This window comes from Leptolyngbya boryana PCC 6306 (genome assembly GCF_000353285.1).
GTDB lineage: Bacteria > Cyanobacteriota > Cyanobacteriia > Leptolyngbyales > Leptolyngbyaceae > Leptolyngbya > Leptolyngbya boryana.
This window is the reverse complement of record NZ_KB731325.1, coordinates 60,323-74,823: the sequence shown is the minus strand read 5'-3', so window position 1 is coordinate 74,823 and position 14,501 is coordinate 60,323. Positions and strand designations below refer to the sequence as shown.

Genomic DNA, 14,501 nt, shown 5'->3' with positions numbered 1-14,501 from the left:
AAACAGGGTGAACACGTATTGAATCATGCCTCTTTCCAAGAATACGGTATTCAATTCTGTATAAGCTGGCTAAGATAGCTGACTGTAAGCCTTTAGGCAGGAGACTTCTTATGCTGGAAGAATTGCGACAGCGACTTGCCGTAGCAGAAGCTCAGGCAGACAGCGGAAAATTTTCCAACGCATCTGCAAAAGACATCATTCGGAAAGGGAAAGAACGGCTTGAACCCCTCCACCCGCCGAAGCGAGGCAGATTCTGGCTAGGAGTTGGAATCAGCTTCTAAGCTTCCGCTTTACCTGGCTGACTGTTCCTAGCTTTGTTGCCATCCTCTCTGCCGGAGACTGACGCTGCGGACTTTCGGACTCGCCTACTCGTTTCGAGGATTCATACACTTGCCATGCGGCAACCAGGATCGGTTCCGACCCTGCGTAGCTTTCTCTCGCTACTGGCATGTCAAGTCTGTTGTCAGTGACAAATCGACTCAGATACGCTGAGAACAAATCGCGATGCATCACTACCCCGGTTTGATCGTGATGTACCCGCTCTGATAGAGACTTCTTGATTCGGTCTCCGTTGAGATGCGTTTGCGATAGTGCCGTCGTTTGAGTCGAAAACATAACGAATGAACCGCCAGCACTTTCAGCCTTGCGCTTCAATTCAGACTGGAAAAATCCGGGAGACTTTACAGCGATCGCTTTGCCATATCGCTTCTGCCATCCCTTCACCGAAACCTTTTCGGTTTTGATATCCTTGCCATGCCGCAAAATTTCATTCACCAAGCTGCGATTTTGGGATTTGGTGTAAGCAGCTTTACGCTGTTGTAGATTGCGCTTTTTCTTAGCAAGCTTCTGGTAGGTCTTTGACTGCTCCCAGTTTCGTGCTCCCTTTCTCACCTTGCCTTTCTTCTTCACTATCTTGCGACCGCGACGTACCTCAAAGTCAGGCTCATAGTTGTTAGGATTAGCAACTCGCTGAGAGCGCTGCATTTGGCGTTGGATCTCGGCAATCTCCTGCTCGAAGGTGGGAACATTTTTTGCAAAGGGTAGTAGTCCTGCTTGTGCATCTGCCACAAATGCCACGTTACTCACGTTGAGATCCAAACCGATGATGCCCTCACTGATAGAATTAGAGGGTTTCTGGAACGGATGCCCTTCTAGAATAAGTTGAACGAACCAACGACGTTTACCGTTGAGTTGGCGCTTAAGGATGCGGCAGTACTTCACTTTGCTCGACAACCCATGTTGGTGAACTGGATTTTTCCAGTCGATGATTGGCTCTAACTCAAAGCCCTTGCCCCAATGTAATCGATTGTTTTTCCACTTCAGAGGGTGAGTGTTCCCCTTCCCTTCAATGGAGTTGAACCGATTTGGGACTTTGAATCGCACCTTCTTTGCCTTGCCAAATAACACTCGTTCCGCCGCTCTAAAGGCGCGAGTCGCTAACGTTTGAACAGAGTTACTATCAATCTTTTGGGCGATCCAAACAGCGCGATTCCCCATTACGGTAGCAAATGCCTGCATCTCATAATCGGTGAAGCGATATTGTTTGCGAGCACTGCTAAACGCTTCTGAGCGCTGCTTTGACTTGAGGGGAAGTTGTTTTGCAGCTTGATACTCAACTGAATTGCGAAGCTCCTCCATGCGTTTGATTGCTTCAGTCAAGCAACCGTTGTAAAGTTGCCGTCCAGCTTGGAAGCGACGCAACAATTCAGCATCCGCCTGCGAATCAACCACTAACGGCAGTTCCAAGATAAATGATGGTGTCTTGCTTCTAGCCATAGCGAAAATTCGCCCTTGAGTCGAGAAGTGAATAATTCAAATGTACCATTTATCTTAGTGTGCATTGTCAGCATAATCAGATAGTGCTGCGGCTAAAGCCGCCTGTTGCGTTTTCCACCCCGGTCTCAAGACACGGGGCTGTCAACACTATCTTTTACTGACTCATGCGAAACGACAGCCACAGTAAGTTTAGGCTGATGTTTCAAGCTGAAAATATTCGATCGACATGTATGAATACGGCGTAGTAGCAGCTTCCAGCACATAACCTTCGTTTAGTTTTTAGAAAGTGCGTCTCTAAATCTTATAACTGCTTCTAACCAGCCCGTTTCACCTGCTAAAACGCATTGCGTTAGTAATTCAAAGTCAAGCTCTGCTAATTCAGGAATTTGGCTTTTATAGATCCGAATGTAGCCGTTCTCTCCCAACCGATACAGGGTGAACAGCCCATCTTCCCAAAACCACACTTCCGGGACACCTAATGCCTGATACCGTTTCAACTTCGTCGCGGAGCCGCTAGTGAAAATTACCTCGATCGACAAGTCAGGAATCGGTTTCACACTACCGAAGCAGTAAGACTCATCGGCTTGAGCAGAGGCAACCCCTTCCTGCTCCTGAGTCACAGATCCAGTTGGAATGACTCTAATTCTCCAGTGCAAAAAGAACGCCTCAAGCAAAGAACCGATGATCGTCTTGAAAATTTCGTGCGGTTGTCCAGGCATGAAGATCTCAACCACTCCTTCGAGAAATGCCAGTCTCACACCCGGAGACCCTTCTAGTCCTTTCTGAATATGTTTGAACTGTTCCCAAGAACGATCGTGGTAGACCGTGATCTTGTCTTCTGACGCTCTGAATTTCTCAAGTGCCTGAATCATACCAGTCGCTCTGTCATACTTTTGAACTCAATCTATCATTGTAACTTGTTCTCAAATCTTCGCCCGTCTTGAGTGAAGCCTTCTTCTCGTAACATCATCACACCGTTAGGAATGTTGCTATCCGCAGCGCAAGCCGACTGCGTTTGCACAATGTTCTGGCTGACATCAACACGCGATCGCTGTCCGCAAGAGGCTACTTTGGAGGAAATCACGCTCGTAAAATTGCGTGCTCATAGAATTGTTGAGAACTGGTGGAGACTTCAAGCTTCGGCCACATTCATCCAGTTATTTAATGTTGCACTGTTGCAATCGGATTGGCATTTCTCGAATCCACCAGCCGCCGAACGCATTCTTGATTCCCGTCTTACCTGCGGGTCGAAAGGGAAAATACCCAACTGGGACAGTGCTAGGATCATTAATCAGCGTTGGTTGATCAGAGTTCCAACCAACCTGCTGCTCAAATCGTAGGGAATCCTCGTAGCTGGCTCCCTTGAGGTTTCGCCAAACAGTTGCTTGAGTACTTAATCCAAAACGCCCATTGCTGGTACTTTTCCAAAGGCGATCAACAATCTGTAAATCTGAACAAGCTAAGCTCTGGATGTCTGTGGCTCTCAAGTAGCCTTGGTGCTCCTGACGGGCAGCTTTCAGGATGAGAATCGAAGTCAATTGATTTGCTTCTTGCCATTTTCTATCCTGTAGAAGCTGCTGAAGCGGTGCGTAGTCAATCCCTTGCTGCGATCGCAAGGTGTTTGCAGCGACTGACGGTTGCTTTGACAGTTTTGGCACCCCCACGGGAACAGAGGAAGCAAGCAGACGTGGAGCAAATAAGCCGCCTAATCCCACTAAGCTGAGTCCAGCAATTAACCAATACTGGCTGGAAATTTTATTGAGCATTGCATTCACCCGGTCGATCTATGGAGCTTTTGGTAAAGACTACAGTAGGAATTTGAGAGTTTTCGACAACGAACCAATCAATTTTTTTATGTTGTCCAAGCAACGCCCTCAGATGCTTCGATTCCGTTAGTTTCTCCAATCCCCAACGCTACCTCTAGGTCGATCTCAACTCCAAGCATAGAGGCTTCTTCTCCAACCGACCCAGCACAATCTTCATCGCGCTGCTCAAATCAACGATCGCGAATCTCCTGGAGAGGAGTGATTTGGTTACACTTGGTAACATTTCAACTTCTACGCCGAATGATTCTGAACCTAAGAGTCTTCACTTGCTCTAAACTAGCTAGCAGATGACTGATCAAGCTGCATCAACAGCGACTGTAATTGCAGCGATTTCTCATACTGTGTCGAAGCAGAGCGCGGCTTTAACACTTACCCCAATGCTCCGTTTGGGCTGAATCGGGATCAGGATGGTATCCCCTGTGACAAACTTCGCTGATTGGGGAATTCCTGGAATGAGTGGCGTTTTGGATTGATGAATGAAGAAGGTATTGATTTCGACGATCGCACTTCTGCTGATGATGGGTCTACCCGCAATGAGCGCAGAGCGGAACTCCAGAGAAACCGCTCAGGTTCGTTCACCTGGCAAAGTGGTCTCAGTGGGTGATGGTGATACGATGCGAGTGCAGCAAGGTCATCGCATATCAACCGTCAGATTAGCCTGTGTGGACGCTCCAGAAATAAAGCAGGCTCCTTATGGGCGGCAGGCAGCGAATCGCCTCAAGCAGTTGCTGCCTCCAGGAAAAGCGGTGCAGCTACGCCCAGTGACCACCGATCGCTACGGACGCATGGTAGCTGAGGTTTATGTAGATGGAAAATCGATTAACCTGGCACTCGTTCAAGAAGGACAAGCCGTTGTTTACCGCGAGTATTTGAACGGCTGCTCGGAGACCCAATCTCAGTATCTCCAGGCCGAAAATGCTGCTCGGCAAAATAAGCGAGGGTTCTGGAATCAGCCAAATCCCGTGATGCCTGCTGATTTTCGTGCAGGACGATCGCAGCCTGCTCAGTCGTCTTCAAAACCAGTTCAACAGCCGACTTCACTACCAGCTTGCGTCAATTCAGACTGTGATTGTGGGGACTTCTCCAGTTGGGAAGAGGCTCAACGGGTACTTCAGGCTTTTCCAAATGATCCGTTTAGGCTGGATCGCGATCGCGATGGTGTTGCTTGCGAATCATTGCGTCGATGAGACTGCTGGGTTCAGCCTTTATCCAAATCGACTCAAATTTCGAGTTTCCGCAACTTGTTCAATGAAATCAGCGACTGCATGAGCTAAGGATGCAGCAAAAAGGTCTTGTTGTAGCTGCGAGAACCGGATTTCTGCGTCCTCCCGAAGCACATCGGACAAGGATTCTGAAGCGCTGTATTGACTGTATGCCAGTTCAAAATAGGGCTGCGCTTGCTGGAGCCGTTCAATGGTGGGTAAGCGATCGCGTTTGACATGGGAATTGAATTTTGGATCGGCAGGAACGAGATTCCACAGCTCGTTGATCGGGTAAATGGAAACAGGCATCAGATGGTCTAGATCATAGGCAACACCTGGAGTAATTTCGCGGTGTGTCCAGGGGCAAATAAAGGTATGACCTTCGAGGATCAGTAAGTCAATTTTGTTGCGCTCCCAGGTCAGCGGACGACGGTTATCAGGGCGATCCGTGAGCAGCGAATAAATGTGTCCTCGTTCTGCCTGCTCATCGACCGTTTCGCTAAACAAACACCACTCATGGATACACAGTGCTTCGACCCACAAAGACATCGATTGAAACGTCTGCCATAACTCGGCTGAGACAACCACACAGCGCTCATGGGGTCGGCTACTTGGGACAGCAACAACGGTTGCCTCTAAGCGATCAAGGCGAGTAGGACGATCAAACACACTCCATTCGCCCGCTCCAGCGTACCGGATCGGTTGCTCGATCGTTCTGCGGATAGCGGAGATTGTAATATCGTAAGCCTCTAGCAATGAGACCGGATACGTTTGTCGCTTTCTGGGAACGCGCAGTTCGTTGACGATAAAGAACCCATCGCTGGGTTTGCCCAATCCTCGATTCAAGTGCTCCCACTGTTCTCGGAGTATGGTCAGCGAGGCGCGAAATGATAGATCACTGCGAAGTACGCCATCTCGAAACGATCGCGGTCCTTGCCAGATTGAGCAATCTCGCTGCACAAACGGCCAGTAATAAGCAACCCAGCGTTCCGCCAACATTCGCAGTGGAATGGCAACCGCTTGATTGGAATTGCGAAGATCGGGGAACATCAGCACGATGTCATTAATCGCTCGCAGCAGGGCAATCTTGTAACTTGTCTGCTTCGAGTCATGCTTCAGAATCGTACTGATAACGCTGCCTGCTGGAATCAAGCTCATGAGGAAGAGTGTATGAGAAGAGCTTCATTAATGATGGACTGCTAAGACAAAATAAACGCATCTAGCTTATCTAGAGTATGAATGATCTGTGATTGTTCTACTTGATATGCTTGGGCTAATTTAATGCTGGCAACCAATACCCTGTATTTTTGGATGAAGTGAGTTCCTTGATGTGGTTGATAAGGCGAAAGTCTTGGTTTTTTGAAAAAGCTGGGAATTTGAAGACCTCGGCATTCATCCCAAGATTTAGCAACGCCGAAAGCTTTTACAATTTGCTCAGGTTTCATGTTCCTGCTTGTTTTCACAATTAAGCTCAAGTTTCTGTATTGAAACCTAGGCTTTCCATTCTTCTAGGGCTACAATCATCACATCCTCTAATGATTGTAAGGAGCAATATTGTCCAGCTAACTGCTGATACACCTTTGAATATTCGTCTAGACTGAGTGAGTAGCTATGATGGCTGCAACCTTTACCGAAGTAGAACAAGAGCTGAATGGCAGTTGTTTTGTCCCACTCGCGGCGATGTCTAACTTCAACCCAAGTTAATCCTTTGACGAGTTTCTGTGAATTGTCGCTGCTGACTCGACTGAGTGTGCGTTTGAGATAAGGTAATTGCAATCGCAGCCGAGGACGCATCACTCCCAAAGCAACGGGAATTATCTCAGCACAGAGCTTCGTTTGGTAAATATCCTTCTTGTTTTTGCGTAACCCATATATCGTGCGAGTTGTTTTCCCCACTTCTATCATTGCAGGATCAAATTCCAGCAATTGCTCACGAATCGACAAGACATACGCTTGTTGTTCTTGTGTCAGAGCATTGAGTAGGTTCGCCAAGGATTTGGGTGGCGCAGGTGCAATCGCCAGTTGAGCTGTGTTGTGCTGCTCAACGCGATCAATGAGAGGGTGAAACGGTTCTGGGATCTCTAATCGGATGAGCTGTTCTGCACCTGAATCTCGTAATTCAAAGTATAACTTGCCGTGATTACAGCTTGAAATGGCGAAGGTGTACAACTCAAAGGAAAGCTGATGGTAGGCTTGATCGACTAAATTGTGAGCATGAAAAGAGGGGGCGATCGCAATCAGGCGAACTGGTTGTTGGTAATCAATTTGATCGAGAAACGGTCTTTGGCTTACTACTGCATTGAAGTAGCGAGTTAACTGTTGAATGATGTACCGATCAATTGAATTTTTCAATTCAATAATCGTTATTTGACCAGATTGGTCAATCGCTAGAATGTCACAGACTTGATGATGAAGCGAGTACTGACGCGCTAAACCCTTCAAATTAAACAGCGCGCTCAAATTATTCCAAACGAAGTCTTCCAAGTGCGCCTCACTTTGAAATCTCCAATGAGGATTGAGATTGGAATTTATGCTAACCATCGAAAGTGGATCGGATGAGACTGTTGAGCCGTTCTGTCTATGCCTTTCTATGGTATCGCCAACTGAATCGAAAAGATTCAAAATCAAGCACGGTAATTCCTCAATCGTTCACTGTTCCCTCGCAAGAGATCAGCAAAGCGCTATTTTATCGAGGTTGGGTGAAGTCGAGATTGGCGAAGCATCGATCAAGTTTCATATCTTTGTACCAAAGCGATCGCGGATTGATAATGGCGCTCTTGTAAAGACGCAGGAGCTAGGATTTCTGCTGCCCCCATAAACCGATTTACCCAGTGCAGAAATTCACTCAGCGATCGCTCTGGTAATGTCACATGATAATCTACATAGCTTCCGTGTTTGCCGCGCCGCACTTTCTGAGTCGGATGTCGCCGTTCTCCTTCGAGAATGAAGTCAACGACCGGCGGAAAAAATCGCACAAGAACTGCAATGGGTTCGAGTTGTGCAAGCCGTTCTTGTTGTTGGGCTTCGACGCTTCCTAGATATAATCCCCATCCTGTAGTGAGGAGTTGATGGGCGATCTGCAAGCTTTGAAATTGTTGCTCTAGTCCTCGACCTTGGGGATTGAGAATTTGAAAATGGTCGCTGAGCCGATCCAGGCGCACGATCGAGAGATGCTCGTTGTCTAAGTGTTCGCATAGCAAGTACCAAGCAATATCTGCATACACAAGCTGTAGGCCATAGACTCGCAGGCGTTGTCCTGTTTCTTCAGGGACATAAGGGTTGCTGCGTTGACATAGCTCGATCGGGAGTCCTTGAAGAATTGCGGACTGCAATCGCTCAATATGATCAAATAAGGTCTGACGATAGTGCCCCTGCTGCATCATTTCTACGGGATCGGTATAGATAATCGATCGCTGAAGCTGAGTTCGCACGGGATAAAGCAACTGACCTTCGAGTTCGAGATTTAAGCCGCGCAGTCGGCGTTCTAACGTTTCATAGGTTTGCTTTAAGGCAGCGTCTCCTTGGGCTTGAGCGGCTAACGCCTGAAGTGCGATCGACAATTCTGATTGAGTCAAGGCTCCCGTGCCCAAGTAATAGCCCCAGCGATACATGCGCTGATCTAAAATTCCGTACTGTCGCAGTGTCTTGAGATCTTTTCGCAGGGTATGAACTGAATAGTCAGGTAGCGCAAAACCAAGCGTATGAGCAACGTGTTGCATCTGAGCCAACACAAGCTGCATGGCATCATGAGTCCCGTTTGCTCCGATTGCAGGTGTAGCGCCTACACCAGGATGGTGTACGAATGTTGCAATCAATAACATTAGCCGAATAAATGTATCACTTTCGCTGTAGGGATGTAGCTTCATGTAGCTCAATTTAACTTATCTATACGGATAGTTTTCGCTGTCAATCTAAAGAAAGTATTCTATATCAAATATATTTAGTTGTTGGATTCCTCTATTTTTCTAGGTTTCAGCCAGTTTGATGAAGTTAGTATAAATATTAGCTATTTGTGGAACGGCCTTGAGAATCTTTGTTAAAGTTACAGGACTATGTCTGTAATATCACGGAGAATTGCTTCAGCACTGTCATGCCGATTTACACTGCAATTAGCTTCGCTCCCGTTCAAGGGTTTATCGAAAAGTCCCGGAAACTGCGAGATTTGTTTGGAGCTTCGTTGATTTTGTCTTATCTCAGCCAAAGTCTGGCAAATGCGGCTGATCAAACACCAGAACTAAAAGTCATTTCACCTGCATTAATCCACGTTCAGGAAGGAATGCCGAATCGAATTTTGATTCAGGGACTGTTTCCGCGCAACGAGGTTGAAAAGGTCTTAATTCAAGCCTGGGACAAGGTATTACAGCCGTGTCGGGAATGGATCGAGACGAATGTTCCCGTGCACGATCTCTATCATTGGGACGCAGAATGGTTGCGCTGGAAACAGTACACTTGGGAGATTTTTTGGGGAAAGGGAGATGATCCCAGCGCAGCAATGAATGATTTGGAACGGCGCAAGCTCAAGCGAGATTGGGTCGGCATCAATTGGACAGGAGAAAGTTCAAGCTTGACGGGAACAGATGCGATCGCGTGGCATCGCTTAGGAGAAGTTCGTGATCCAAAGCATCTACTTAGTGAAGCCGAGAAGCGGGAACTCAAAGAATTTTATCGGCAATTAGCTTGGGTACTTGATGATCCCCATCAACGGTGTGGCAAGATTGTTGATGCAGGTGTAGAACCAGAAGGAAAATTCATTGCTGCAAACGAGAGACTAAGCCTACCTGAGTTAATCAAGCGGTTAGTAACCTTACCTAAACTTGCTAAGAAAATTGGACTCGAGGATTTAGCAGAGGGATTCAAAGACATCTACCGCGAACCAGGATATTGGACAGGCTGGTTTATGGGAGATGGCGATCAAATTGGGAACAAGCTGAAAGACATTGTTCAACGCTACGGAGATGAAAAACTTGAAGTATTTAGCCATAAGATGCGGAGTTGGGGGCAAACTTTTCAAGACGATTCAACTCAATTTCCTCAAGGCAAAGGTCGGGTAATTTATGCTGGGGGCGATGATTTTCTAGGTGTCATTTATAGCGAACAAAATCAATCGGGTGAACCAGCACCAGAACAGGTAAAGCCGATTGATGCGCTAAATTGGCTAATGCAGCTGCCAGACCAATGGCAAACTCTGAAAACTGAATTGTGGCATGACTTAGAGATTGAGCACACTTACAGTGTTGGATTCGTTTGGGCAGGACATAGTGTGCCACAGCGGGACATCTTGCAGCACTGTCGAGAAGCTGAGAAGCAAGCGAAGAGCTTAGGGCGCGATCGAGTTACGATTCGCATTGTTTTCAACAACGGTCAATTTATCCAATGGACTTGCCCCTGGAGTTACTTATCGATCTTAACGAAGTACCAAGATCGCGAAGGTCGAACTTGGGGAGATGCAAAGCTCAACTGGACGCATCTTTACAGCGACTGGGAACAGCTTAAAGCCCGTCATGCAATTCGGCTAACCGAGACAGATCAATACCATGCAGATTCTTATCTTGCGCTTCAGTTGTTTAACTTCTATTTCGACGATGCCGGAAAAGCAATTCAGAAAAACCCGCAAGACAAGCGATGGAAGTATCTAGTAGGGAGCAATTCTGAACTTGCTATCGTGCAATGGATTGATAGTTTAATTCAAATAGGATGGCAACTATGTTCCAACATCTGATTACGATTGCGCCATTAGGTTTAATGTATGGCAGCGCTGGAGCATTCCTGTCACCTGAGAATCTGGTCGGACGCTCAGGAGCAAAGTTTCCTCCTGATGCATCGACTGTAGCAGGATTATTTTTTAGCGCCAATCATTCGCTGAAAGGTGCGATCGCACCTCATGACACACTTAAGCACAATCTCCATATCGCTGGTCCCTTCTGGGCAAAGCGCGATCAACCAGAAGTTTTTTATGTTCCTGTTCCTCGACACCGCATTATTGCAGAAGAACAGGAAGATGAATGGCGGTTAGAAAAACACCGATGGCAGAGAGATTTACAAAAAGAAGATATAGAAGCCTTCTACACCTGGCAAAGCATTGATGCTTGGAATCGAGAGACGCGCCAAATTCGGACGAATCGAGAAGCAGCTCAAGCACCTTGGAAATATGTTTCGTTTTTGCATCCTCAGATGAAAGCGGAGGAGCGGCATGTGTTGGATCAAGATGGATTATTTCTAGAAAATGCAGTGCAGATGGATGAAGATTATTGCTTGGTATATCTTTCTACTCATGCTTTCCCAGAGGGCTGGTATCGCTTTGGGGGAGAGGGGCATATGGTGGAGATAAACAGCCAGTCTTTATCACCGTCTAGCATTATTCATCAATTGCTACAAACTCCAATTGATCGTGCCTGTGCACTAATTACGCCTGGGGTTTGGGGGTCTCATAATTTGTCTTACCGCTATCCTCGGCATCCTGAGTTTCCGAGAGAAGGAATGCAGATGCTAACAGATAAAGCGACCCCTTGCCGTTATCGATTAGGGAATCGCACAACAGAACGAGGACGATTGAGCCGGGGACGCTACGCAGTGCCAGTCGGAACAGTCTATGTCTTCAAGCATCCGCTCAATAGATGCTGGTGGGATTTTCCCGATGATTGGTTTCCGGACAAAGGATTGATGAAGAAGTTAGGCAGTGGATTGTGTTTACCGATTCAGATTCAAGGAGTTGCATAATGTATAAAAAGACCTACGGCATCATTGAAACATTGGCTCCGCTACATGTGGGTGCAACAGCTGGTGAAGAAAGCGGAAATTTGAACCTGATTTTTCGAGATCAGTTTACTCAGACTGGAATTCTTCCAGGCAGCTCAATTCGGGGACGATTCCGCTCTGAGATGCGACGTGATCAGTCGGGGGATGCAAACTATTGGTATGGGAGTCCAGCAGAGACCGGTGAATCAGATACAACAAGTGAATCAATCGTTAAGTTCGAGTATGCTTCCTTGTTGTGGCTGCCTGTATTTTGTCCGGGGCAACCAATTGTGTGGGTGAGCAGTCCCAAGTTATTGAAACGCTATCAACGCATTGCTGGCAATTCTGTTGATGGTCTTAAAAGCATTAAAACCTCAGCAATCGATCGCTTAAAGTATGTGGGTTCGTCAACACTAAAAACCCTGAACGTTGAAGGTAAGAAAAAGCTCTTTTTTAATTTTGGCTTTTTGACACTAGATAAAACCGAAGACCTATCAATTTGGTTCCCCAACGGCGAGCAGTTACCTGCGGTCGTGGTTGGAGATGATGAAATTGGCATGATTCACGACATGGCGCTATATCGGCAAAGTCGAGTTCGTCTGATGGACAGGGAGAAACGAGTTGATAAAGGCGGGTTCTTCAATACGGAAGCGTTACCTGAAGGAACAATTATGGTCTTTCCGATCGCGATTCGCAATACAGCTACAACACCTTGGCAGCCTTTTGGGGACGGTATTGAAACCAGTGAGATCTACCTCGGTGGTTTAGAGTCGATCGGTTTTGGTAATTGTCAAATTACGCTAAAAAATCTCAACACGGTTGCTCATTCTCAGGAGGTGGCTGCATGAGTTGGAAAATGTATGAAATTGATCGTTGCGCTCATGATCTGGTGCTGAAATTTCGAGATAAAAAGGATGTACTCAACGAAAGTCACAAGATGCGCGTTACCACAGCCTACGGACTGGAGCGGTTCTGGGGTGAACATCTGCGCCTACAGCGAGAAAATCAAGACAAAGCAGACTATTGGAAAGAAACTTGGGATGAATTGTGTCGAATCCTAAGACAAGCTGGAATTCAAATTCCTAACGATCCCGTCAGCACAGAAAATTCAGCTGCAATCAAAACAATGACGGATAAACTTTGGAACTTTGACCAAGAACAGCGCAAAATTGCATTAGCTATTCTAATCGAACTCTGCGATAGCTTAATCTGGTGGACACAGCGGTACAAGAAGCCTAAGCAAGGAGTGGGAGGCAAAACCGATGCCCGATAGCGATTATGTGCCGTTGATGTTTCAGGCTCAGGTACAAGGTCGATCTCTAATTCATCAGGTGAAAGATCTCAAGAAAGAAGCAGAGAGACTTGCAGTTAGGAAAGAGACTCTACGCCAACAAGCCTACGACTGGGCAGAACAATGGCAAGAGTCCTGCGATGTTGATACAGTCCCCAATTTTGGCAATGACGTTCGCAAGTCCAAGGAATACATCTTTACTTGGCGAATGGTGACGAATAGCGGACAGGATGAAGGAGTCATTCGCCCTGTAATTGGGGAACGTGGTTGGGCATACTTTCCAGGCTCCAGTATGAAGGGCGCATTTCTACGAGCTTGTCGCCAACTTCATCCTGATCGTGTTAACCGATATTGTGGCGGCAGCGCTCAAGAAGGCGAAGTTCATCCTGGTATTTTGAGGTTTCATGGCGGCTATCCTAAAGATGGTGCTTGGCTCAAGAATTCGATGGTAGATATCGTTCATCCTCAAGCAAATTGGCAGGTCAGTGGATCGAAGTTAAGCCATGAGACTCCCAAAGTGCTAATTTCTCTCCATCAACCAACCTTTGTGTTTGGAATTTCTAGTACAGAGCCAGTACTCGAATCAGAGTGGACAGAGATTTGGAAGATTTGGGAAAAAGCCCTAGAGCGAGGGATTGGTTCTCGCGTTAGTGCAGGGTATGGACAAGTCAAAACGCATGGAGAAAGTAAACTTATCTCTGTAGGTCTATCAGGACAGGGAATTGCTTCTCGACGGCTTGATCTCGAAGGCGAGTTTCGCCCGAACGGTTTCAAAGCTGCCCTACGCGGACACACGCATCGTCTATTTCATGGCATCACTGATCATAAAACGGTTAATCACTTGATCAAGCAGCTTTGGGGAGGAATTGGCAAAGGGGAAAGTGCAACGGTGGGGCTATTGGGAGTTGCCTTCAGTGCGCCTGAGTTGGAGCTAGATGAATGGGTAGCAGCAGGCAATCCGAACAATCATGTGCCTGTTTACGAGACTGGTGACGCAATCTTGAATGTACTCGTGATGAAAGATGGCTTACGGCAGGAGCAGCGAGATGAACTGAAGAACTTTGTGATTCGGTTAGTTAAGTTTTCGATGTTACTAGGTGGATTTGGTCGATCTTGGCGACGAAGCGATCATCGACTGTTTTTACCACGCTACAAACGGCAGATGATCGGGTGCCATTGGACATTTACGAAGCCTTCTCGAAAGCTGTATATTCCAGTTAGCGATGATAAGTTGGTAAGTATTACTCGCTTTCTAGACCTATTTTATCAAAAAGCGCAAGAGTTTTCTTGGCTAAACGAGATCGAGAATCGCAAGACTCCAGACCATTCTTGTCGAGAGGCTTGGTGTAAAGATAATGTCCAAGTCTGGGGCAGAATTGCAGATGGGGAAGAGGATAGTATAGCGATCAAGTGGCTGCATCAGGATTATAAAAGAGGGAGTTCGATTAAACAATCGGAACTCACAGGCAGCATGAAACAGATTGGGCGGCTCTGGCATCGGATGTATCCGCGCTATCTCAAGCGCGGTGAGGAATGGATTGAGACTCAAGAATATATCGAGCTGCTGACAATTTTCCCGAATCGATCAGGCGACAAAGATGAGATTCAAAAAACGGCTAATTTTCTAAAATTTCTTCAAGACTTTACAGACTTCAAGCAACTTTGGTAATC

Annotated in this window: 15 protein-coding genes; 7 read left to right on the top strand and 8 right to left on the bottom strand. The window is 46.7% G+C overall.

Features of this window, described 5'->3' with window-relative positions:
- Positions 1-110 precede the first annotated feature (110 nt).
- Positions 111-281, top strand: a complete 171-nt coding sequence (locus LEPBO_RS43110; RefSeq protein WP_017291565.1) for a hypothetical protein — start codon at positions 111-113, stop codon at positions 279-281.
- Here the strand turns inward: LEPBO_RS43110 and LEPBO_RS0131360 are convergent.
- From LEPBO_RS0131360 to LEPBO_RS0131345, 4 genes are all read right to left on the bottom strand, one after another.
- A complete protein-coding gene (locus LEPBO_RS0131360) occupies positions 271-1,776 on the bottom strand; it encodes a hypothetical protein (RefSeq protein ID WP_017291564.1) in 1,506 nt (501 codons plus the stop codon). The two genes, LEPBO_RS43110 and LEPBO_RS0131360, sit on opposite strands and share 11 nt — an antisense overlap.
- 272 nt (positions 1,777-2,048) lie before the next feature.
- The gene (locus LEPBO_RS0131355) at positions 2,049-2,648 is read right to left on the bottom strand and encodes a Uma2 family endonuclease (RefSeq protein ID WP_017291563.1); all 600 of its coding nucleotides are present in this window, start codon (positions 2,646-2,648) and stop codon (positions 2,049-2,051) included.
- Between the two features lie 35 nt (positions 2,649-2,683).
- A complete protein-coding gene (locus LEPBO_RS43105; RefSeq protein WP_017291562.1) occupies positions 2,684-2,860 on the bottom strand; it encodes a hypothetical protein in 177 nt (58 codons plus the stop codon).
- Between the two features lie 73 nt (positions 2,861-2,933).
- Entirely contained in the window at positions 2,934-3,542 is a 609-nt protein-coding gene (locus LEPBO_RS0131345; RefSeq protein ID WP_026149058.1) for a GUN4 domain-containing protein, read from the bottom strand.
- A 536-nt stretch (positions 3,543-4,078) separates the two neighbouring features.
- Here LEPBO_RS0131345 and LEPBO_RS44150 point away from each other — a divergent pair.
- The gene (locus tag LEPBO_RS44150; protein WP_017291559.1) at positions 4,079-4,789 is read left to right on the top strand and encodes a thermonuclease family protein; all 711 of its coding nucleotides are present in this window, start codon (positions 4,079-4,081) and stop codon (positions 4,787-4,789) included.
- 18 nt (positions 4,790-4,807) lie between these two features.
- On the opposite strand, the gene LEPBO_RS0131330 is transcribed toward LEPBO_RS44150, so the two are convergent.
- From LEPBO_RS0131330 to LEPBO_RS0131315, 4 genes are all read right to left on the bottom strand, one after another.
- Complete coding sequence (locus LEPBO_RS0131330; protein WP_017291558.1) at positions 4,808-5,962, bottom strand: HNH endonuclease domain-containing protein; 1,155 nt, start codon at positions 5,960-5,962, stop codon at positions 4,808-4,810.
- A 41-nt stretch (positions 5,963-6,003) separates the two neighbouring features.
- Entirely contained in the window at positions 6,004-6,249 is a 246-nt protein-coding gene (locus LEPBO_RS0131325; RefSeq protein ID WP_017291557.1) for a hypothetical protein, read from the bottom strand.
- Between the two features lie 46 nt (positions 6,250-6,295).
- Positions 6,296-7,288: a PDDEXK family nuclease gene (locus tag LEPBO_RS38895; RefSeq protein WP_172410519.1), complete on the bottom strand. Its 993-nt coding sequence runs from the start codon at positions 7,286-7,288 to the stop codon at positions 6,296-6,298.
- A gap of 242 nt (positions 7,289-7,530) precedes the next feature.
- Positions 7,531-8,670: a helix-turn-helix transcriptional regulator gene (locus LEPBO_RS0131315; RefSeq protein ID WP_017291555.1), complete on the bottom strand. Its 1,140-nt coding sequence runs from the start codon at positions 8,668-8,670 to the stop codon at positions 7,531-7,533.
- 224 nt (positions 8,671-8,894) lie between these two features.
- Between LEPBO_RS0131315 and LEPBO_RS0131310 the strand changes: the two genes are divergently transcribed.
- Genes LEPBO_RS0131310 through LEPBO_RS0131290 form a run of 5 tightly spaced genes read left to right on the top strand, consistent with a single transcriptional unit; the run spans position 8,895 to position 14,499 of the window.
- Positions 8,895-10,523 carry a Cas10/Cmr2 second palm domain-containing protein gene (locus LEPBO_RS0131310; protein ID WP_017291554.1) on the top strand — a complete coding sequence of 543 codons (1,629 nt, stop codon included), beginning with the start codon at positions 8,895-8,897 and terminating at the stop codon, positions 10,521-10,523.
- Positions 10,508-11,521 (top strand): type III-B CRISPR module-associated Cmr3 family protein, encoded by a 1,014-nt coding sequence (locus LEPBO_RS0131305; protein WP_017291553.1) that lies wholly within the window; start codon positions 10,508-10,510, stop codon positions 11,519-11,521. Before LEPBO_RS0131310 ends, LEPBO_RS0131305 begins: the two co-directional genes overlap by 16 nt.
- A complete protein-coding gene (gene cmr4, locus LEPBO_RS0131300) occupies positions 11,521-12,387 on the top strand; it encodes a type III-B CRISPR module RAMP protein Cmr4 (protein ID WP_017291552.1) in 867 nt (288 codons plus the stop codon). The genes LEPBO_RS0131305 and cmr4 overlap by 1 nt, the downstream gene beginning before the upstream one ends.
- A complete protein-coding gene (locus tag LEPBO_RS0131295; protein ID WP_017291551.1) occupies positions 12,384-12,812 on the top strand; it encodes a hypothetical protein in 429 nt (142 codons plus the stop codon). Before cmr4 ends, LEPBO_RS0131295 begins: the two co-directional genes overlap by 4 nt.
- Positions 12,802-14,499, top strand: coding sequence for a hypothetical protein (locus LEPBO_RS0131290; protein WP_017291550.1), 1,698 nt, complete (start codon positions 12,802-12,804; stop codon positions 14,497-14,499). Before LEPBO_RS0131295 ends, LEPBO_RS0131290 begins: the two co-directional genes overlap by 11 nt.
- The last annotated feature ends 2 nt before the right edge of the window (positions 14,500-14,501 follow it).

Excerpts from the sequence above, each read along its gene's own strand:
- LEPBO_RS0131290 (WP_017291550.1), top strand. The coding sequence starts at position 12,802 with ATGCCCGATAGCGATTATGTGCCGTTGATGTTTCAGGCTCAGGTACAA.
- LEPBO_RS0131295 (WP_017291551.1), top strand. The coding sequence starts at position 12,384 with ATGAGTTGGAAAATGTATGAAATTGATCGTTGCGCTCATGATCTGGTG.
- LEPBO_RS0131305 (WP_017291553.1), top strand. The coding sequence starts at position 10,508 with ATGTTCCAACATCTGATTACGATTGCGCCATTAGGTTTAATGTATGGC.
- LEPBO_RS0131355 (WP_017291563.1), bottom strand. The coding sequence starts at position 2,648 with ATGATTCAGGCACTTGAGAAATTCAGAGCGTCAGAAGACAAGATCACG.
- LEPBO_RS0131315 (WP_017291555.1), bottom strand. The coding sequence starts at position 8,670 with ATGAAGCTACATCCCTACAGCGAAAGTGATACATTTATTCGGCTAATG.
- cmr4 (WP_017291552.1), top strand. The coding sequence starts at position 11,521 with ATGTATAAAAAGACCTACGGCATCATTGAAACATTGGCTCCGCTACAT.
- LEPBO_RS43110 (WP_017291565.1), top strand. The coding sequence starts at position 111 with ATGCTGGAAGAATTGCGACAGCGACTTGCCGTAGCAGAAGCTCAGGCA.
- LEPBO_RS0131310 (WP_017291554.1), top strand. The coding sequence starts at position 8,895 with ATGCCGATTTACACTGCAATTAGCTTCGCTCCCGTTCAAGGGTTTATC.
- LEPBO_RS0131325 (WP_017291557.1), bottom strand. The coding sequence starts at position 6,249 with ATGAAACCTGAGCAAATTGTAAAAGCTTTCGGCGTTGCTAAATCTTGG.
- LEPBO_RS0131360 (WP_017291564.1), bottom strand. The coding sequence starts at position 1,776 with ATGGCTAGAAGCAAGACACCATCATTTATCTTGGAACTGCCGTTAGTG.
- LEPBO_RS0131345 (WP_026149058.1), bottom strand. The coding sequence starts at position 3,542 with ATGCTCAATAAAATTTCCAGCCAGTATTGGTTAATTGCTGGACTCAGC.
- LEPBO_RS44150 (WP_017291559.1), top strand. The coding sequence starts at position 4,079 with ATGAAGAAGGTATTGATTTCGACGATCGCACTTCTGCTGATGATGGGT.
- LEPBO_RS0131330 (WP_017291558.1), bottom strand. The coding sequence starts at position 5,962 with ATGAGCTTGATTCCAGCAGGCAGCGTTATCAGTACGATTCTGAAGCAT.